16 protein-coding genes are annotated in these 18,624 nt (G+C 63.8%); 9 read left to right on the top strand and 7 right to left on the bottom strand.

Annotated elements, in window-relative coordinates; genetic code table 11:
• The first annotated feature begins 77 nt into the window (after nucleotides 1–77).
• Nucleotides 78–1,094: a branched-chain amino acid aminotransferase gene (locus ACK2SD_RS14550; protein ID WP_029614697.1), complete on the top strand. Its 1,017-nt coding sequence runs from the start codon at nucleotides 78–80 to the stop codon at nucleotides 1,092–1,094.
• Between the two features lie 92 nt (nucleotides 1,095–1,186).
• Here ACK2SD_RS14550 and cysS read toward each other — a convergent pair whose 3' ends face one another.
• On the bottom strand, nucleotides 1,187–2,569 hold the full coding sequence (gene cysS / locus ACK2SD_RS14555; protein ID WP_412460133.1) for a cysteine--tRNA ligase: 1,383 nt from the start codon (nucleotides 2,567–2,569) through the stop codon (nucleotides 1,187–1,189).
• Nucleotides 2,570–2,578: 9 nt separating this feature from the next.
• Nucleotides 2,579–4,279 carry a glutamine--tRNA ligase/YqeY domain fusion protein gene (locus ACK2SD_RS14560; protein ID WP_039577206.1) on the bottom strand — a complete coding sequence of 567 codons (1,701 nt, stop codon included), beginning with the start codon at nucleotides 4,277–4,279 and terminating at the stop codon, nucleotides 2,579–2,581.
• 247 nt (nucleotides 4,280–4,526) lie between these two features.
• Between ACK2SD_RS14560 and ACK2SD_RS14565 the strand changes: the two genes are divergently transcribed.
• Together ACK2SD_RS14565 and lpxH are read left to right on the top strand one after the other, a co-directional pair.
• Entirely contained in the window at nucleotides 4,527–5,027 is a 501-nt protein-coding gene (locus tag ACK2SD_RS14565; RefSeq protein WP_412460134.1) for a peptidylprolyl isomerase, read from the top strand.
• Entirely contained in the window at nucleotides 5,024–5,746 is a 723-nt protein-coding gene (gene lpxH / locus ACK2SD_RS14570; RefSeq protein WP_039577204.1) for a UDP-2,3-diacylglucosamine diphosphatase, read from the top strand. Before ACK2SD_RS14565 ends, lpxH begins: the two co-directional genes overlap by 4 nt.
• A 44-nt stretch (nucleotides 5,747–5,790) precedes the next feature.
• Here the strand turns inward: lpxH and ACK2SD_RS14575 are convergent, their stop codons facing one another.
• Nucleotides 5,791–8,133: an acylase gene (locus ACK2SD_RS14575; RefSeq protein WP_412460135.1), complete on the bottom strand. Its 2,343-nt coding sequence runs from the start codon at nucleotides 8,131–8,133 to the stop codon at nucleotides 5,791–5,793.
• Nucleotides 8,134–8,370: 237 nt separating this feature from the next.
• Here ACK2SD_RS14575 and ACK2SD_RS14580 point away from each other — a divergent pair, with 237 nt between their 5' ends.
• A complete protein-coding gene (locus tag ACK2SD_RS14580; protein WP_412462320.1) occupies nucleotides 8,371–8,706 on the top strand; it encodes a fe2+ zn2+ uptake regulation protein in 336 nt (111 codons plus the stop codon).
• A 19-nt stretch (nucleotides 8,707–8,725) separates the two neighbouring features.
• Here ACK2SD_RS14580 and ACK2SD_RS14585 read toward each other — a convergent pair whose 3' ends face one another.
• On the bottom strand, nucleotides 8,726–8,914 hold the full coding sequence (locus ACK2SD_RS14585) for a hypothetical protein (RefSeq protein WP_029614693.1): 189 nt from the start codon (nucleotides 8,912–8,914) through the stop codon (nucleotides 8,726–8,728).
• Nucleotides 8,915–9,067: 153 nt separating this feature from the next.
• On the opposite strand from ACK2SD_RS14585, the gene ACK2SD_RS14590 reads away from it, so the two are divergent.
• From ACK2SD_RS14590 to ACK2SD_RS14605, 4 genes are all read left to right on the top strand, one after another.
• Nucleotides 9,068–9,526 (top strand): hypothetical protein, encoded by a 459-nt coding sequence (locus ACK2SD_RS14590; RefSeq protein WP_412460136.1) that lies wholly within the window; start codon nucleotides 9,068–9,070, stop codon nucleotides 9,524–9,526.
• A 231-nt stretch (nucleotides 9,527–9,757) separates the two neighbouring features.
• Entirely contained in the window at nucleotides 9,758–10,138 is a 381-nt protein-coding gene (locus ACK2SD_RS14595) for a Mor transcription activator family protein (protein WP_412460137.1), read from the top strand.
• Nucleotides 10,139–10,175: 37 nt separating this feature from the next.
• Complete coding sequence (locus ACK2SD_RS14600) at nucleotides 10,176–10,844, top strand: DUF2589 domain-containing protein (protein ID WP_412460138.1); 669 nt, start codon at nucleotides 10,176–10,178, stop codon at nucleotides 10,842–10,844.
• Nucleotides 10,845–10,943: 99 nt separating this feature from the next.
• On the top strand, nucleotides 10,944–11,489 hold the full coding sequence (locus tag ACK2SD_RS14605) for a DUF2589 domain-containing protein (protein WP_412462321.1): 546 nt from the start codon (nucleotides 10,944–10,946) through the stop codon (nucleotides 11,487–11,489).
• Nucleotides 11,490–11,528: 39 nt separating this feature from the next.
• Here ACK2SD_RS14605 and ACK2SD_RS14610 read toward each other — a convergent pair whose 3' ends face one another.
• Genes ACK2SD_RS14610 through ACK2SD_RS14620 form a run of 3 tightly spaced genes read right to left on the bottom strand, consistent with a single transcriptional unit; the run spans nucleotide 11,529 to nucleotide 17,635 of the window.
• Complete coding sequence (locus ACK2SD_RS14610) at nucleotides 11,529–15,203, bottom strand: translocation/assembly module TamB domain-containing protein (protein WP_412460139.1); 3,675 nt, start codon at nucleotides 15,201–15,203, stop codon at nucleotides 11,529–11,531.
• On the bottom strand, nucleotides 15,200–16,942 hold the full coding sequence (locus ACK2SD_RS14615) for an autotransporter assembly complex protein TamA (protein ID WP_412460140.1): 1,743 nt from the start codon (nucleotides 16,940–16,942) through the stop codon (nucleotides 15,200–15,202). The genes ACK2SD_RS14610 and ACK2SD_RS14615 overlap by 4 nt, the downstream gene beginning before the upstream one ends.
• A 51-nt stretch (nucleotides 16,943–16,993) precedes the next feature.
• Nucleotides 16,994–17,635, bottom strand: coding sequence for a GNAT family N-acetyltransferase (locus tag ACK2SD_RS14620; protein ID WP_039577189.1), 642 nt, complete (start codon nucleotides 17,633–17,635; stop codon nucleotides 16,994–16,996).
• 162 nt (nucleotides 17,636–17,797) lie between these two features.
• On the opposite strand from ACK2SD_RS14620, the gene xthA reads away from it, so the two are divergent.
• On the top strand, nucleotides 17,798–18,610 hold the full coding sequence (gene xthA / locus ACK2SD_RS14625) for an exodeoxyribonuclease III (protein WP_304484354.1): 813 nt from the start codon (nucleotides 17,798–17,800) through the stop codon (nucleotides 18,608–18,610).
• Nucleotides 18,611–18,624: the final 14 nt, after the last annotated feature.

Genomic DNA, 18,624 nt, shown 5'->3' on the forward strand with positions numbered 1-18,624 from the left:
GGATGTATTATCGTGGCGAGGTGCGCATTCAGAAGCAGCCCGACCGATCGGGCCATTGCAAGACGATAGAGGGTGTCATGAGCAACGAGATCAACTGGGACAAGCTGGGCTTCGACTACATCAAGACCGACAAGCGCTTCCTGTCCGTGTGGCGCGACGGCAAGTGGGACAACGGCACCCTGACCGAAGACAACGTGCTGCACATCAGCGAAGGCTCGACGGCCCTGCACTACGGCCAGCAGTGCTTCGAGGGGTTGAAAGCCTACCGCTGCAAGGACGGCTCGATCAACCTGTTCCGTCCCGACCAGAACGCCGCTCGCATGCAGCGCAGCTGCGCGCGTCTGCTGATGCCGCACGTGCCCACCGACATGTTCATCGAAGCCTGCAAGCAGGTGGTCAAGGCCAACGAGAAATTCATCCCGCCGCACGGCAAAGGTGCGCTGTACCTGCGCCCGTTCGTGATCGGCACCGGTGACAACATTGGCGTGCGCACCGCGCCGGAGTTCATCTTCTCGGTGTTCGCCATCCCGGTTGGCTCCTACTTTAAAGGTGGCATGAAGCCGCACAACTTCCAGATCTCCAGCTTCGACCGCGCGGCCCCGCAAGGCACCGGTGCGGCCAAGGTCGGCGGCAACTACGCGGCCAGCCTGCAGCCAGGTGCCGAGGCCAAGAAGGCCAACTTCGCCGACGCCATCTACCTGGACCCGTTGACCCACAGCAAGATCGAAGAGGTCGGCTCGGCGAACTTCTTCGGCATCACCGCCAACAACGAATTCGTCACGCCCAAATCCGCCTCGGTGCTGCCGGGCATCACCCGCCTGTCCTTGATGGAGTTGGCGCAATCGCGCCTGGGCCTGACTGTCGTCGAAGGCGACGTGGAAATCGCCAAGCTCGATCGCTTCATCGAAGCCGGTGCCTGCGGCACGGCGGCGGTCATCACGCCGATCGGCGGTATCGAGTACAACGGCAAGCTGCACGTCTTCCACGACCTGGAGAAGGTCGGCCCGGTCACCCAGAAGCTGTACCACGAGCTGACCGGCATCCAGAGCGGTGACGTGGAAGCGCCGGCAGGCTGGATCGTCAAGGTCGCCTGACGCTCGGCGGCGCAATGAAAACGGGGCGTCCCATTGGCTGGGACGCCCCGTTTTTTTTACATCGGTCGCAGGCTAAACGCCCGCAGCGCGACTCAGTCGGCCAGGCGCCAGGTGGTGGTGCCCTTGCTGTCTTCCAAAACCACGCCCATGGCGGTGAGCTGGTCGCGAATGCGGTCCGACTCGCCCCAGTTCTTGTCCGTGCGCGCCTGCAGGCGCGCCTGGATCAACGCTTCGACCTCGGCAGCATCGACCTTGCCTTCGGCACCAGCGCGCAGGAAGTCGTCGGCCTCCAGCTGCAACACGCCCAGCACGTCGCCCAGCTCACGCAGACGACCGGCCAGCCCAGCGGCGGCCGCAGGGTCGGCTTCGCGCAGACGGTTGATTTCACGCACCAGGTCGAACAGCACGGCGCAGGCTTCGGGGGTACCGAAGTCGTCGTTCATCGCCACGGCGAAACGCTCGACGAAGGCTTCGCCCCCCTTGGCCTCGACCCGTGGCAGGCCGCGCAAGGCGTTGTAGAAGCGCTCCAATGCACCCTTGGCATCGCGCAGGCTGTCTTCGGAGTAGTTGATGGCGCTGCGGTAATGGCTGGCGACCAGCAGGTAGCGCACCACTTCCGGGTGATACTTGTGCAAGACGTCGCGAATGGTGAAGAAGTTGTTCAACGACTTGGACATCTTCTCGCCATTGATGCGAATCATGCCGCAGTGCATCCACGCCGCCGCATAAGGCTTGCCGGTCGCGGCCTCGCTCTGGGCGATCTCGTTCTCGTGGTGCGGGAACTCCAGGTCGCTGCCGCCACCGTGGATGTCGAAGCTTTCGCCCAGGCAGCAGGTGGACATCACCGAGCACTCGATGTGCCAGCCCGGACGACCTGCCCCCCACGGCGACTCCCAACTCGGCTCGCCGGGCTTGGCGCCCTTCCACAGCACGAAGTCCAGCGGGTCTTGCTTGGCCTCGTCGACTTCGATGCGGGCGCCGATACGCAGGTCTTCGATCTTGCGCCGCGACAGCTTGCCGTAGCCGACGAACTTGCCGACCCGGTAGTACACGTCGCCATTGCCCGGTGCGTAGGCATAGCCCTTGTCGATCAGGGTCTGGATCATCGCGTGCATGCCAGCGATGTGATCGGTGGCGCGCGGTTCCTGATCCGGCGGCAGGATGTTCAGACGACGCTCGTCTTCGTGCATGGCATCGATCATGCGCGCGGTCAGTGCCTCGAACGCCTCGCCGTTTTCATTGGCGCGGTTGATGATCTTGTCGTCGATGTCGGTGATGTTGCGCACGTACGTGAGCGCGTACCCGCTCTTGCGCAGCCAGCGGGTGATCAGGTCGAAGGCCACCATGCTGCGACCGTGACCCAGGTGGCAGTAGTCGTACACGGTCATGCCGCAGACGTACATACGCACGTTGTTGCCGTCCAGGGGTTTGAACGCTTCCTTGGTCTTGCTCAGGGTGTTGTAGATGGTAAGCACGAAGGTTCCTCAGCTGCCCCACGAATCGCGCAGGGTCACAGTGCGGTTGAACACCGGACGTCCTGGCTGGCTGTCTTTCAGGTCGGCGCAGAAGTAGCCTTCGCGCTCGAACTGGAAGCGGTCTTCAGGCTGGGCGTGGCCCAGCGAAGGCTCGGCACGACAACCGGTCAGCACCTGCAGCGATTGCGGATTGATGTTGTCCAGGAAGCTGCCGCCCTCCTCGGTCTTCTCCGGGTTGGGCGAGCGGAACAGGCGGTCGTACAGGCGCACGTCGCACTCCACGCTGCCTTCGACCGGCACCCAGTGGATCACACCCTTGACCTTGCGACCTTCGGGGTTCTTGCCCAGGGTGTCCGGATCGTACGAGCAGCGCAGCTCGACGACGTTGCCGTCGGCGTCCTTGATCGCTTCGTCGGCGCGGATCACGTAGCTGCCGCGCAGACGCACCTCACCGGCCGGTTCCAGGCGCTTGTAGCCTTTGGGCGGCGCTTCCATGAAGTCGTCGCGGTCGATGTACAGCTCTCGGGCGAACGGCAGCACGCGCACGCCCATGTCTTCCTTGGGATGGCGCGGCAGTTCGAGTTGCTCGACCTGGCCCTCGGGGTAGTTGGTGATGACCACCTTGAGCGGACGCAGCACGCACATGGCACGCGGCGCGGCGCGGTCAAGGTCGTCACGGATGCTGAATTCGAGCATCGACATGTCGACCACGCCGTCGGAGCGGTTGGTACCGACCATCTCGCAGAAGTTGCGAATGGATGCGGGGGTGTAGCCACGACGGCGGTAGCCGGACAGCGTGGACATGCGCGGGTCGTCCCAGCCGTCGACGTGCTGCTCGTCCACCAGTTGCTTGAGCTTGCGCTTGGAGGTGATGGTGTAGTTCAGGTTCAGGCGGCTGAACTCGTACTGGCGCGGGTGCGCCGGCACCGGCAGGTTGTCCAGGAACCAGTCGTACAGCGGGCGATGGCCTTCGAATTCGAGGGTGCAGATCGAGTGAGTAATGCCTTCGATGGCATCCGACTGACCGTGGGTGAAGTCGTAGTTGGGGTAGATGCACCAGGTGTCGCCGGTCTGGTGGTGGTGGGCATGACGGATGCGGTACAGGATCGGGTCGCGCAGGTTCATGTTCGGCGACGCCATGTCGATCTTGGCGCGCAGCACACGCTCGCCATCCTTGAACTCGCCCGCCTTCATGCGTGCGAACAGGTCCAGGTTCTCTTCCACGCTGCGCTCGCGGAACGGGCTGTTCTTGCCCGGTTCAGTGAGGTTACCGCGATACTCTTTGGCTTGCTCGGGCGTGAGGTCGCAGACATACGCCTTGCCGCGCTTGATCAGCTCGACCGCCCAGTCGTGCAACTGCTCGAAATAGTCGGAGGCAAAGCGCACCGGACCGGTCCACTCGAAGCCCAGCCACTTGACGTCCCGCTGAATCGCGTCGATGTACTCCTGGTCTTCCTTGGCCGGGTTGGTGTCGTCGAAACGCAAGTGGCAGGCGCCACCGAACTCCTGGGCCAGGCCAAAGTTGACGCAGATCGACTTGGCGTGGCCGATGTGCAGGTAACCGTTGGGCTCCGGCGGGAAGCGGGTGACGATGCTGCTGTGCTTGCCCGAATCCAGATCGGCCTGGACGATCGGTCGCAGGAAGTTCGCAGGGACGGCGGGGGCGCCTTTGGCAGCGGCGTTGGTCGCGTTGTCGGTGGGCTTGCTCATAGGATCCTTGAATGCAGATGTCCGGTCCGGGTAGGCCGATTGAATCAAAACGCCTATCATAGCCGAAGCAGTCAAGCCGCTGACAGCCGGGCACGGACAAACTGGCGCGATTTATCGTGATGCCCGCGCGTCGCCGGCCAGATCGAACCCTGCACACCTTGTGCCGTCACAGCTTCGTGCCGCGTCAGTTCGTGCAAGCACGCTGCATACCCCTATTCCCCAATGCCTTGAAAGAGCGAGTTTCAGCATGACCCAAGTCAAACTGACCACCAACCACGGCGACATCGTCCTGCAACTGAACGCGGAAAAAGCACCGAAGACCACGGAAAACTTCGTTCAGTACGTCAAGGACGGTCACTACGACGGCACCGTCTTCCACCGCGTGATCAACAACTTCATGATCCAGGGCGGCGGTTTCGACACGACCATGAAGCAGAAATCGACCCGTGCTTCGATCCAGAACGAAGCCGACAACGGCCTGAAGAACACCAAGTACAGCATCGCCATGGCCCGCACCATGGAGCCGCATTCGGCTTCCGCGCAGTTCTTCATCAACGTGTCCGACAACGATTTCCTCAACCACAGCGGCAAGAACGTGCAAGGGTGGGGTTACGCGGTGTTCGGTGAAGTGATCGAGGGCCGCGAAGTGGTCGACGCGATCAAAGGCGTGAAAACCGGTTCCAAGGCCGGCCACCAGGACGTCCCGAGCGAGGACGTGATCATCGAGAAAGCCGAGATCGTTGAGTGATCCTGCTGATCTCCGATCTGCACCTGCAAGAAGAACGCCCGGACATTACCCGGGCGTTTCTCGATCTGCTCGACGGTCGCGCACGGCAGGCCCAGGCGCTGTACATCCTGGGCGACTTTTTCGAGGCCTGGATCGGCGACGACGCCATGACGCCCTTCCAGCTTTCGATCTGTCAGGCCCTGCGCACGCTGGCCAACAGCGGCACGGCGATCTACCTCATGCACGGCAACCGCGACTTTCTCATCGGCCAAGCCTTCTGCCGCGCGGCCGGCTGCACATTGCTGGCCGACCCGAGCGTGGTCGAGCTTGACGGCGAACCGGTGCTGCTGATGCATGGCGATACGCTGTGCACGCGGGACGTGGGCTATATGAAGTTGCGCCGCTATCTGCGCAATCCGCTGAGCCTCTGGCTGCTGCGGCACCTGCCACTGACCCTGCGGCAGAAGCTGGCACGCAAGCTTCGCAGCGAGAGCCAGACGCAGACGCGCATGAAGAACACCGAGATCGTCGACGTCACGCCGGAGGAAGTCCCTCGCGTGATGGCCGAGCATGGCGTGCGCACCCTGGTTCACGGCCACACCCACCGCCCTGCCCTGCACAAGTTGCTGGTCGACGGGCAGCCTGCCCGGCGCATCGTGCTCGGCGACTGGGATCGCCGCGGCTGGGCGCTGCAGGTCGATGACCAGGGCATGCAACTGGCCCCGTTCGAGTTCACCTGAGTCGTGAAGACCCTGAGGTACTTGCTCAGGGTCATCGGCTGGGTCTAGCGGGTTGTCGCCTCCGACACAGGCTCATCACGCTCACCTATTCGGTATTCACGGTAGTGCGGATCCGCCTTTATCTGCGCGTCGGTGAACGGTATCGGTGCCAGTTGCCCGGCAGCGAAGGCGTGGGTCTGATCGAATGCGTGCGCTGACGCCGACTCGCTCGATTGCGAAAACACCAGCAAGCCCTCGGCCTGCGGCCCCTGATCGGTGAAGCTGACGACCTGCAGGTAACTGGTGCCGCTGACCACCAGACGCTTGCCCGGGCCCATCGGCACACTGACCATGGCGTTGTACACCCCCAGTGCCTGTGGCCCGCCCGGCACCGGTGTACCGTCCGCCGCCTGCTGCACTTGCCCCCAACGCAGCGTATTGTCCAGCCCTTGTTCGTGCACCTGCGTCATCGATGCCAGCGCCGCGTCATGCAGCAATCTGCGTACCGCCAGTTGCTCGACCGCCAGGCCACGCGGCGTGTGCTGAGGATCGGCAGGATCGAACGCCACGCGCCAGACCTGCGGCTGGTCGGCCAGCGCTTGCAGGATATTGGCGAAATGCACCAGCCCCAAGCCGCTGTCGGCCCTCGCCTTGCCATCCCACGCTCGAAGACTCGTGCACACGGCCTGCACATCGGCTTGCGCGCCTTCGCACCAGCGCAGTAACGCAGGCAATTCCTGAGTGGCCAGGTACACCTCATCGTCGAAAACCAGGCCACGCAACGCCTGCGCATCGAGCTTGCCACGCCCCTGCAGGCGTTCCAGGGCAAATCGGCTGCGCTGACCCAGCGGCTGATCCTGACGACTGATCAGCGGCGAGAACCCGGTCAATGGCTGGGCCGGGTTCACCTGCCAGGCGGAGTCGTTGGAATTCTGCACGAAATCAGCGCGCTCCAGACTCGGTTGCAGGTGCGCGGGGAAAATGCCCGGCTGGGCAGCGGCCGGGTCGATCTTCCAATCGCACGCGCTACGCGAACCGTCCAGTACGACCAGCGGGCCGGCTTGCGCCGCATCGCTGCACTGGGCCAGCAGCGCCTGATCGACATAGGGCACCACCGACTGATTCAAGTACAACGCTCGGCCGCTGCCGTCGACCGCCAGCGTATTGACCCAGGGAATGCCCTGAACAGACGCCACGGAGGTCTTCAGGGCATCGATGCCACTGGCCTTGTTGATGCCGTACCACTGCTCCAGCACGCGCGTGTTGTCGAGGTTGGCATCGCGCAGGGCATAGGCGTGGCGCCCATCCCAGTCCAGGCGCCCGGGCCACTGCACCACCGGACCGAAGCGCGACACATGGATCTGGCGCTGCACCGATTCGAGCGTGCCATCCGCACGCTTGACCACGACCTTGAGCGTGCGCTGCTGCAGGGGCAGCGACTGGCCATCGACCTGATAACGGGTGGCATCCTTGGGGTCGAGTTGCAGCCGGTAGAGGGTGAAATGCTTCGAGGTGTCCACCGTGTGGGTCCACGCCACGTCCCGGTTGAAGCCGATATTGATCACCGGCAAGCCTGGCAGCGCGGCGCCCATGACGTCCAGTTGGCCGGGAATGGTCAGGTGCATCTGGTAGAAGCGCAGCCCGCCGATCCAAGGAAAATGTGGGTTGGCCAGCAGCAAGCCATGACCGTTGGCCGAGCGCTGGGCACCGATGGCAATGGCGTTGCTGCCCCGCTCGCTGGCGAAGGCCTGCTGGCGCGCCAATGCCCAGCCGAAGTCGCGCGTGCTCGAAACGTGCGACACAGAAGGCGGGGTCGCTGCCACCAGGGCTTCGGCGAACTGACCGATGCCCCCTTCGGCCAACAGGCGGCGGGTCAACTTGACCAGGTCCAGCTCGCTGATCGGCCTGAGCCACTCGCCCGTCCCGCATTCCACTGGCAAGCCCTGTTGGCGGCGCTCGGCCAGCGCTCGGTTGTAACCCGCCGCGTAACCTTGCAGACGATCGCGGATGGCGCCGGACTGCGCCTGAAGGAAAGCCTTCACCGTATCGCCGTCATTGAGCCAGGTGAAGAACAGGTCGCTGTCGAGGTTGTCGCGCTGCTCGACGGTCTTGCCTTCGGCACCGAAGAACTTCGAGCGCTCACCATTGACGGTGAGCACTTCATTGGCCAGCAGGCACAGGTTGTCCTGGGCGTAGGCATAGCCGATACCGTAGCCCAGGCCGCGTTCGTCATTGGCCAGAATGTGCGGTACGCCGAAGTTGGTACGGCGGATCTGCGCCGAGGCCTCGCCTGCGCCTTCGCGCGCCAGGGCCACGACTGCCGTACTGCTCAGGGCCAAGGCCACCGCCAGGCACGACAAGGGACGCGATAGTGTGATCACGGACACTCCAGGAAAAATGGGGATCATCCCGATCAGACGAGTCGCTGGATGAAAATTTTACGCAGTACAGGTGTTCGAAGCGTCTTGTAAGACAGGCAAGGTGGCGGAAAGCCATGGGGTCTGCGGCATCTTTTTTAATCTGGATCGTTGCAGATCTGCTTTGCTGGTTCGTCTTAGTAGTCAGGCACCCAAGATCTCAGGACCATCAGGAAAAGGAGCATCCGCATGTACAACCCGCCACTACAGCCGCAGCGACATCGCCCGATGGAGCGCGCGACACCTGAGGCGAGCGCCGATACACCGGAGCGCGTGAGCAACGAGCAGATTCGCGAGCTGTTGCGCGCCTACGGCCTGCGCACCAGCCTGATCCGCCTCAAGGTCATCGACGCCCTGCATGCGGCCGATCGTCATGGGCGCAGCATCGGCGTGCGTGGCGTGCACGCGCAACTGGAGCAGTTGGATATTCCGCTGTCGTTTCTCAGCGTGCGCGAAGTGCTCAAGCGGCTGTGCAGAGAGGGCGTGATCACCCTCGGCGCGGATAAGTGCTACAGCCTGCAGCCCGAGGCACGCGCGGTGCTCGAACAAGGCGCCGGACGCTGAAGGCGACCGGCTAGCGGGCTCAGGTCTTGACCTTGCGCCGCATGATGCCGTTGATCACTACCACCACCACGGCGATGCCGATGGCCAGGTACTGGAACGTCTGCTCGCTGATCGTACCCTGCTTCTGCAAGTGGCTCAGGCCGAACAACGTCGCCATCATCACCGCAATGGTGAGAATCGAATACTTGAAGCGCTGCATGTGTGTCATCGGCAATTCCTTGGGACATCTGGGACAAGAGGCTCCTGGGGAGCCGCGCCTATGATACATCTGCCCCCCTTCAGACGAGACATTTCCTGCTGACCTGCGCGCAGCGTGCCTGAAACCATGGACTCCCGGCTACTTTCACGCCTTGGAGCCCCCATGACGCGCATCCTGCTCCTCAGCACCCTGCTGATCGTTCACCCTCCCGTTCATGCCATCGATACTGCCCTGGTTTCTCGCGAACGCTTGCTCGAACTGGGCGCGCTCCTGGAGGCCGACAGTGGTTCAAGCCAATGGCAAATGCTCTGGCAACGGGTACGCAGCAGCGGTTTTTTCCTCAACCAGCCCGGGCAACTGCATTTCACCGTCAATCCTTCGCAGTTGCCGGCCATGGCACGCCTGACGCTGGCGCGGGCAGACCAGGTCGAACCGTTCGCCGACACTCACGTGCGCTACCGCCGCGGGTTCGCACCGCAAGTGGTCGGCCAGCGGGGCGACCAGGCGCTGGAGGCCTTGTGCGTGGACGTCGACTGGCGAGCCCTACCGCTGAGCAGTACCAGCCTGCCGCATGCCTATCTCAAGCTGATCACGCTTCGCAGGGCCTATCCCTGCGACTAACAGGGTGCACTGCCCTATCGACCCTATTGCCGAGCCCCACTCCAGCAAAACCGGCCCCTGTAGCGCCCAGGGCACGCAACGTCCTACACATGTGGACCTGGATGCCTGCAAGTACCGATCAATTGAAACTACAACCTGCCGGCCGCTTGGCGCCTAGGAATGGTTGACGAGGGTGACTGAAAATCCTCACGACACCACTGCTCGGGCCCAATGGACCCAAGGAAAATGCACATGGAAATGCCAGACCTGACCGCCGTCGACGTCGCCCAACTGCCCCACTCGCTGCAAGCACTGATCGAGTGCATCGGTCTTGAAAACGCCTATCGGTTGACCTGTGCCTACGGCGGACGCCCCAAGTACATTCCCAAACACCGGGATCGCACACGACTGGCCGACGTGCTGCCGGCCGATGCGCTCGACGCGCTGATCAAACGCTATGCCGGTATCGCGCTGGAGATCCCCAAAGCCGATCACTTCCAGCGTCAGCTGCGCAATCTGCAGATCCAGAAAGAGAGCGCCAACGGCCTGTCGCGCAGCCTGCTGGCGGACAAGTACGGCCTGAGCCTGCGTCAGATCGGCAATATCCGGCGCCAGGACAACCATGCCCACTGAGCCCTGTTTTCACCTGAACCCATGAGGTCGCCCACCCATGTCAATCGATAGCAATCTGATAGGCTCGGTCATCAACGCCTTGCCGATGGACCGCATGATCGCCGGCCCGTTGCAGGCGATGATTCAAGCCCAGGTCACAGCAAGCAAGTCATACGCCGACTTCCTGCTGAATGTGTGCATCAAGGACGGCAAAGCCGTGGCCATCCAGTTCGACTACGACGAAACCTTGGTCGGCCAGGATGGCGGCTACCAAGGCACCGTCAAGAAGAGCTTGAGCGTGCCGTTGCTTGCGGCCATCACCCATCCGAACATTGCGATCGAAGAAGGTCGCATCGAATTCGAGATGACCGTGAACCAGATGGCCGAAGACCGCTCCAGCAAGGATATTCAAGGCAGCCTGGAGGCCTCGCTGGGCTGGGGGCCGTTCAAGCTTGATGTCAAAGGCAGCGTGACCCACAAGTCGGAGCAGACTCGCAAGACCGACACGCGCGCCCGCTACGCGTTCAGCACCAGTGTCCGCCGCCAGGCGCCACCCGAGGCGATGATGCGCGTGATCGACTACCTGACCGATGCGGCGACCAAGCCTTCAGTGTTGCCCGGCGCAAAAGTGGATAACCCGGACCAACTGCCCAATGCCCCTGTCACGCCAGTGCCTGGGCAAAAACCCCAGGCTGACCAGGGCGCGCCGCAAACCGATGCCCCTTGATCGCTGCGGGTAATCACGACCGCCGCAGGTACGCTTACCTGCGGCGCTTTGACAGGAGTCCGATGAGTGGACAGTCCAGACGGCCACCAGCCATCACCTATGACCTCGAGCGATCTGCGCGATGTCACTCGCGGCCTTCAAGAAGCGGCCGCCGCAACCAACACACTGATCGCTCAGCAGTACCTGAGGCTGTTCGATCAGTTCTTCGATTTCGATCCGGAACAACCCGGCCTGCCGATGCGCGCCAAGATGGTCGAAGTGGCCATGGACGAGGCCCACCTGCTGCGCATTCCGCTGATCGCGCTGGTGTCACCCAAAGGCCTGGCATTGGAGCGCATGCAGGTTGATCTCTCGGTGCACGTCAAGGACGCCCAGGCCCGTCAGGAGGCACTGCGTCAGGCCAACGACCCCACCTCCTGCTCGCACTTCAAGGTCACTGTCGGCGCCCAGGCGCGTCGCGGCGAAGGGCGCGACCCCGACGAAGTGCAAATTCGCATGCAGTTTCACGCCTGTGAGCCGCCCGAGGCGATCAATCGACTGATCGAGGAATACACCAATCTCATTCAGCCGGTGCGTAAACCGCGTCCACCGACCAGCCCTGAGGCGGACAGCAACGAATTCATCGAGGCGGCCACCGTACGTTGAAGGCTGACGTCGCGGCGCCCCGGCCTGGGGCGCACGATCTTAGAAATCTCGCTTGTAGAAGATGTCCAGCGAGCTGGCCAGTCCACTGGCGGCTTCCACGTACACTTTCTTGCTGAGCTTGTAGCGCAGGGCGATGGTGCTGGCCGGCTCGAACACGCCGACCCCATAGCGCAGGCTCAGGCGCTCGGTCAGGTTGCCGCTGGCGACTACGCTGGTGCTATTGCCCGAGCCTTGGGTATCAAGCTGGAAGTCATCGATGCCCAGCCGCGAGGCCAGGCCACCGGTGAGGCCGGCACTGCCGGCGAGCCCCAGGCCCAACGCCGCCTCCGCGAGCATGTTGTTGTCTTGCCCGGAATTGCCCAACGGACGCCCGAGTACCAGGTAGGACAACGCCTGCTCCTGGCTCATGGCCGGTTCCGAGAACACCGTGGTGGTGGGTTGCTCGGCGCTGCCGCTGAGGCGGATACCGGCAGTGACCTCGTTCACCTGACGGATCGCTTCGATGTCCAGGTAGGGCTGGTCGATGGGCCCGGCGAATAGCAGCCGGGCGCGGCGGATGGTCAGGCGCTGGCCATAGGCACGGTAGCGACCGTCGGCCAGGCTCAGCTCGCCGCGGGTGTCGAGGTTGTCGCCGATGTGTACATGGCCCAGCAGATTGGCGGTCAGGCCGAAACCGCTGAACGACAGCTTGTCGCGACCGACCTCGACGTCGATATCCATGGCCACCGCCATGGGTGCCTCGCCCTGCTCGGTCTGCTGACCGACGATCACCGTGTCATCCGACACCTTGACCGTGGAAGGCGGCAGCTCGCGCACGGTGATCTTGCCTTTGGGCACCTGCACCTTGCCGGTCACCGCCAACTTCTCGCCAGCCAGGCGAATACGCAGGTCGGGCGCGACTTCGAGCGCCGCGTATGGCTCGACGCTGACCGGCAGTTGCTGGCCCTGGAGCCGCAGATCGACGGCCAAAGCCTGACCCCAGGTCATGTCGCCGGTCAATTGCCCGCGACCGGCCTCGCCGCTGCGCCAGTCGCCGTTGATCTGCACCTGCTCACCGGCGATCAGCGCCCGCAGCGACAAGGCTTCCAGGCTGACCGGCAATTCGGCGCCACTGACGTGTCCGCCGCTGAGCTGGACAGTGCCGTTGACCTGCGGCGTCAGCAACGTGCCGGACAGCCGACCCTCGCCATTGAGCTGGCCAGCCAGGCGCTCGACCATCGGCAGGAACGGACGGGCGATCGACAGGTCGACGCCGGAGAGACGGAAATCGCCAGACAACGGTTTGTCGCGCCCCAGCGGATCGATGCGCGTGGACAGGTTCAACTGACCCAGCCGCTCGCCGCGAAACACCAAGGTGGTGTCTACCTGACGCGGCGCCAGGGTGCTGTCCAAGCGCAGCGTCTGATAAGGGAAATCGACCCAGCGACCACTGTCGCGCACGCGCAGCGTGCCGCCACTGGCATCCACGCGCACCGTACCCTTCGGCCCGCTGGCCGGGATATCCAGGTTGATGTCGGCGTTGAGCATGCCTTGCCAGGCGAAGTCCTTGGGTAACCACTGGGCCAGGCTGTCGATGGGGAACTGTTTGAGGTGATAACGCAGTCGCGGCTCCGGCGCCAGGCGCTGGTCGTCGCCGCACAGGCTGGCCTGGCCGGAGCGCCAGCAATGGCTGGCGAAGTCGATCTGACCATTGGCCAGGCGCTGCACGCGCGCCGGGGCCTGTAGTTGCCAGTCCTGGCCACCGGCCTGGACCCGGCCGGTGGCCAGCCTACCGCGCCAGTCGCCCTTGGCCAGTGTGCCGTCGAGCGCAAGGTTCAGCTTGAGTTGCGGGCCGTCGAGCGCAAGGCTCAGCGCCTGCTGACGAATGTCGCCCTTGCCGCTGAGGTCCAGATTACCCAAGGCGGTCTCGCCCAGGCGGATAGCGCCGACCTTGAGCGTGACCACGCCTCGCTGGGCATTGTCCAGGCGCGCGTCCAGGTCCAGCCGTTGAATGCGATTGTCGGCCTGGGCCAATTGCTGACCCTGCAGCGTCAAACTGCCCTGCGGCGCAGCCAGGGTTCCGGCCAGATCGAGGCGACCTTTGGCCTGCCCTTGCAGGCGCGGCCAGAGCTGCCCCAAACGGGGCAGGTCGAGGTCGATGCGCCCGGCCAGGCGCTGCTGCAGGCTGCCGCTGCCGGTAATACGGTTGTCGCCCAACTGGATCGCCAGCGTGCCCAGAGTCCAGGCATCCCCTGCCCCCTTGGCGTCTGCCTTGAGCTGCGCAGGTTGACCACGCAGGCGCCCCTTCAGATCGAGCTCGGCATCGAGCTGCAACCGCTCGTTCTTCAACTCACCCTTGCTGCGCAGCGGCCCTGCCAGCGTACCTGGCAGTTCAGCGACCCAATAGGCCGGGTCGAGTGCCGATACGTTCAGATCGACATCCCACGCCAGGGTATCGGCGAACTGGATGCCGACGCTGCCCGCCGCCCGCCCTTGACCAGCCACCAATTCGAGCTTGGGCAAACGCACCTGGCCCAGATCTCCCGCGAACGGGCTGGCCACACTGAACGCCCCCGCCGGGCCTTCCAGATTGCCGGTGAACTCGCCCTCGTAGCGGCCGTCGCGATACGCCACCTGCGCCTTGAAGCGCTTGAGCGTCACTTCAGGCGCCTCTGGCAGCGGGTACAGGCGCAACCAGGGGAAATCGAGCCAGTCGACAGTGGCATCGGCCTGCACGCCCTGCTCCCAGTCAGCCGTGGCCTGAAGCCGGAGGCGCTGCGTGTCACTGGCGGTCAGGTCCAGGGCATCAAGGCGCGCTCCTTTGGCATCGACCTTGCCGTTCAACGCCAGCGCGATCGGCCCTTGCTCGGCCGGCAGGCTCGCCGTGCCCTCGAGCCGATAACCCTCGAGCAGATCCCCGGTTGCCAACAGTTGAAGTTGGTTCAGTTGCAGCGGTGCGGGCAACGCGGCAGACGGCCGGAACCCATCGGCACGAATGCGCAGCCTTGCGGGCACATGCTCGGCCAGCGCTTGCAGCTCACCGTCGATTTTGGCTTGCAGGTAACCGCTGCTGGTGCCGTCGAGCGCCAGCGTCTTGAGCAGATCGCCTTTGGCGTTGAGCATCAACTGCCACGCCTGACCGTCAACCGCAGGCAGTTGCAGCGTGGCATCGGCATCGAGCGGCCAATCGCCCTCGGGCAACACGGTACCTTGCAGGCTCAGGTGCAGATCGTCGCGCTGCAACTGCAAGTGGTCGATGCGCATGCCCTGTCCGGTCCAGTGCGCCGCCAGTTGCAGATCGCCGAGCAAGTCGCCGCCATCGAGGCGCAGTTGGCCCACCTTTACCTCACCCAACTCGATGGCGATCGGCAAGCGCAGGTCAGGCAGTTTCAGAGGGCCACTGTCGGTCTGCTCGGCGCTGGGGGCAAAGGCCATGTCGATACGCTCGGCCTGCAGGCGCTGGACACACAAGGTGGCGCGCAACAAACAGGCAGGCGACCAGTGCAGTTGCGGCGCCTGCAGTTCGACGCGGCTTGCGTCCTGTGTCCAGACCAGGCGACTGGCCTGCCATTGCCCGCCCAGCGTGCCTTGGAAGTCGTCGACCTGCAGGCCCGGCACCCAACCTAGCACCCAGCGACTGCCCGCCTGGGTGCCGAGCACCAAGGTCAGCGCGAGCACCATCAACAGCAGCAGGCCGAGCAGTCCCAACAGCAGCGGCGTGATCACCCGCCTCACAGTTCAGGCCCCATGGAAAAGTGCACACGGAAACCGCCGTCATCATCGAGCGCACGCGCCAGGTCCAGGCGCAGCGGACCGACTGGCGACACCCAGCGCACGCCGATGCCGACCCCTGTCTTGAGGCTGGGCAGCTCCAGCGAATTGAAGGCGTTGCCTTGGTCGACGAAGGTTGCCACGCGCCATTTCTCCGTGATCGAGTACTGGTATTCGACACTGCCGGCAACCAGGTAACGGCCACCGATGCGGTCGCCCTGGCTGTTCTTCGGCGACAGTGTCTGGTAGTCATAGCCGCGCACGCTCTGGTCACCACCGGCAAAGAAACGCAGCGACGGCGGCATTTTCTTCTCATAGCCGTTGGTGGCGCTGCCGCCGAACTGCACACGCCCGAGCACGCGATGGTTTTGCCCCAAGGTGGTCAGGCCCTTGAGCAGGACGTTGCCATGCACCAGGTTGGTGTCGGACACCAGCCCTTCCTTGGCCACCTGGACGTCGAACTGCAGGCGGTAACCATTGTGCGGGTCGATGCGGTTGTCGCTGCGCAGGTACGAGTAGCTAATGCCAGGCATCAGCAGGTTGCTCAGGCCGGAGTCGTCACCCAGTCGGTATTCCTCGCGCTGATACTTGAGTGAAATCACCCGCTGCCAGCCGCTGGGCAGCTTGCTGTGCCACTCCGGGCCGACCGTCAACAGCTTGCTCAACGTGTCGGTGCCAGAGAGTTCTTCGTTCTGGTAGCCACCGGCAAAGCGCAGTTTGTCGGTCAACGGTGGGTCCAGGGGTACGTCATACCAGAGGCCGACGTTCTGTCGGGGGCCGGAAATCTCGGTTTCCCAGCCATAGCTGTGGCCCTGAGGGTTGACCCAGTGCCGCGTCCAGTTGGCTTTGCCGCGCGGCCCGACGTCGGTGGAAAAACCCAGTCCCAGACCCAAGGTGCGCGGTTTGCGGGTATCGAGTTGCACCGCCACTGGCACCACGTCGTCAACGGCTGCCGTGGGCGCAGCATCCACCCGCACGCCCTCGAAGTAGCCGCTGGACTGCAGGTCGTTGTTCAGCTCGGCGACCAGCTCCGAGTCATAGGGCGTGCCGGGCTTGAAGCCCACCATGCGCTGTAGCAGATCGTCGTCCAGTGGCGCGTCGCCGCCGAATGTGACCTTGCCCAGGCGATAGCGCGGACCGCTCTGATACACCAGTTCAATATCGGCGACGCCGGCGCGGGGATCCACGGCCAGGCGTTGGCGGGCAAACCGACCGTCGAAGAAGCCATAGCGCGAGGCCTGGTTCTGGATCAGGCGCTTGGCGTCCTCGTAGGCACCGTGATTCAGTTGCTCGCCTTGACGCAAGGCCCGGCTGTCCGGGACTCGGAACGCCTTCAGCTCGCTGGCCGGACCTTCGATACGCACTTGCACGTTGCGCAGGCGCACCGGCTCGCCGGGCTCGACCCGGATGATCAATTGCAAAGGCTGATCAGGCTTGCTCGGGGGCTGGACCTGGGCGTCGATCTGCGCCTGGTAGTAGCCCAGCGCCTGGGCCGCCTTGCGCGCCTGTTCCTCGGCTCCGCGACTGAAGCGCAGCAAGGCGTCCTCGTCACGATCGCCGAGGCTGCCGATATAGCCTTCAATGTTCGCCTGCAGCGCCTTGTTGGCCGGTTTCACCCGCACCACCAATTCACTCTGGCCCCATGCTGTACAGCTGGCGGCGAGCAACAGCACGCCCCAGCCAAATCGTCCTGAATACGTCATGGCGGGCATGCTACCAGAGCGAAGCGGCAGCGTAAGCCGCGCCTGTCGCGATCAAGACGCTATCGTTTTGACTGACGACGGATTCGGATTGAAGAACACCCGTTCGTTGACACTGCCGAGTGCAAGCTCTCCAACCTCCTGATACCCCATGCGCTCGCAGAACCCGTAGTAATGCGGGTTGCCGGTGCTGAGCACGACGCCTTGCGTCTCCAGGTCCTTCGCGCACCAGTCATGCACCGCCTGCAAGAGTTGTTCGGCGTAGTGCTGGCCCTGAACCTGTGGATGCACGCCCAGCAACGACAGCACATGCACTTGCTGGGTGGGCAGGCAGGCGGCCAGCGCTGCCTGATACGCCAGGTAGCGACGGGTGCTGCGCCGACCTGCGCCGATCAACATACGCAGGCGCCACATCCAACTGTCGGCCACACCCAGACGGCGCTGGGGCGGCGCGATCAATGCCACGGCGATCAAGCGGTCGTCGACCAGCAAGCCCAGCGCCGGCAGTTGCATATAGAAGTGCTGGCGCACCCAGGCGCGTATCATTGCGCGCAATCGCCGCTGGTAACCGCCGCGTTGGGCGTCGAACAGCCAGGCGAAGGTCGGCTCCGAGGGATAAGCGTCATAGAGCAGCCTGCGCACTTCGCGGCGATAACCATCGTCGAGCAGGCAGAGGCGGGCTGGGGCGGCGGACATGGCGAAGATCCTTCTGGAAGGTGCGGGTCAGAGCTTTTGAGGCACGCCATGGCGCATCGTTCCACCGTCGTTGCGGTACTGGAGAGCCGCCCAGAAGCTCAGGCTGGTGATGACTGCGGATGTCAGCTAGCATCCCTGGCTTTTACCAGGACCGCCTTAGCCATGAAGATCGTCTCGTTCAACATCAACGGCCTGCGCGCCCGCCCGCACCAGTTGGCCGCGCTGATCGAGAAGCATCAGCCGGATGTCATCGGCCTGCAGGAAACCAAGGTCAGCGACGAGCAGTTCCCGCTGGCCGAGGTCCAGGCCCTGGGCTATCACGTGCACTTTCATGGGCAGAAAGGCCACTATGGCGTCGCCCTGCTCTCGCGGCGCGAACCGCTGTCGTTGGTCAAGGGTTTCAGCACCGATGAAGACGATGCCCAGCGTCGTTTCATCTGGGGCACCTTCGCCGATGACAATGGCGCCGCCATCACCATCATGAACGGCTACTTTCCTCAGGGGGAAAGCCGCGACCACCCCACCAAGTTCCCAGCCAAGCAACGCTTCTACAGCGATCTGCAAGCCTTGCTGGAGGGTCAGTTCCACAACGACCAGCCCTTGGTGGTGATGGGCGACGTGAACATCTCCCCCCAGGACTGCGACATCGGCATCGGCGCGGACAACGCCAAGCGTTGGCTCAAGACCGGCAAGTGCAGCTTCCTGCCGGAAGAGCGTGAATGGATGGAACGCCTCAAGGGCTGGGGTCTGGTCGACAGCTTCCGCCACCTGCACCCAGAGGTGGCGGACCGCTTCAGTTGGTTCGATTACCGCAGCCGCGGTTTCGAGGACGAGCCCAAGCGTGGCCTGCGCATCGACCTGATCATGACCTCGCAGGCGTTGCTACCGCGACTCAAGGACGCCGGCGTGGACTACGAACTGCGGGGCATGGAAAAACCGTCCGACCATGCACCGATTTGGCTGGAGTTGGCTTGACCGCCGTGCATCGA

The organism is Pseudomonas sp. SC11, assembly GCF_047039205.1.
Lineage (GTDB): Bacteria > Pseudomonadota > Gammaproteobacteria > Pseudomonadales > Pseudomonadaceae > Aquipseudomonas > Aquipseudomonas boreofloridensis.

What these genes read in the sequence shown, in the direction of transcription:
- ACK2SD_RS14550 (WP_029614697.1), top strand. Translation starts at nt 78, where the DNA reads ATGAGCAACGAGATCAACTGGGACAAGCTGGGCTTCGACTACATCAAG.
- ACK2SD_RS14560 (WP_039577206.1), bottom strand. Translation starts at nt 4,279, where the DNA reads ATGAGCAAGCCCACCGACAACGCGACCAACGCCGCTGCCAAAGGCGCC.
- ACK2SD_RS14565 (WP_412460134.1), top strand. Translation starts at nt 4,527, where the DNA reads ATGACCCAAGTCAAACTGACCACCAACCACGGCGACATCGTCCTGCAA.
- ACK2SD_RS14575 (WP_412460135.1), bottom strand. Translation starts at nt 8,133, where the DNA reads ATGATCCCCATTTTTCCTGGAGTGTCCGTGATCACACTATCGCGTCCC.
- ACK2SD_RS14580 (WP_412462320.1), top strand. Translation starts at nt 8,371, where the DNA reads ATGGAGCGCGCGACACCTGAGGCGAGCGCCGATACACCGGAGCGCGTG.
- ACK2SD_RS14585 (WP_029614693.1), bottom strand. Translation starts at nt 8,914, where the DNA reads ATGACACACATGCAGCGCTTCAAGTATTCGATTCTCACCATTGCGGTG.
- ACK2SD_RS14590 (WP_412460136.1), top strand. Translation starts at nt 9,068, where the DNA reads ATGACGCGCATCCTGCTCCTCAGCACCCTGCTGATCGTTCACCCTCCC.
- ACK2SD_RS14595 (WP_412460137.1), top strand. Translation starts at nt 9,758, where the DNA reads ATGGAAATGCCAGACCTGACCGCCGTCGACGTCGCCCAACTGCCCCAC.
- ACK2SD_RS14600 (WP_412460138.1), top strand. Translation starts at nt 10,176, where the DNA reads ATGTCAATCGATAGCAATCTGATAGGCTCGGTCATCAACGCCTTGCCG.
- ACK2SD_RS14605 (WP_412462321.1), top strand. Translation starts at nt 10,944, where the DNA reads ATGACCTCGAGCGATCTGCGCGATGTCACTCGCGGCCTTCAAGAAGCG.
- ACK2SD_RS14615 (WP_412460140.1), bottom strand. Translation starts at nt 16,942, where the DNA reads ATGACGTATTCAGGACGATTTGGCTGGGGCGTGCTGTTGCTCGCCGCC.
- ACK2SD_RS14620 (WP_039577189.1), bottom strand. Translation starts at nt 17,635, where the DNA reads ATGTCCGCCGCCCCAGCCCGCCTCTGCCTGCTCGACGATGGTTATCGC.
- xthA (WP_304484354.1), top strand. Translation starts at nt 17,798, where the DNA reads ATGAAGATCGTCTCGTTCAACATCAACGGCCTGCGCGCCCGCCCGCAC.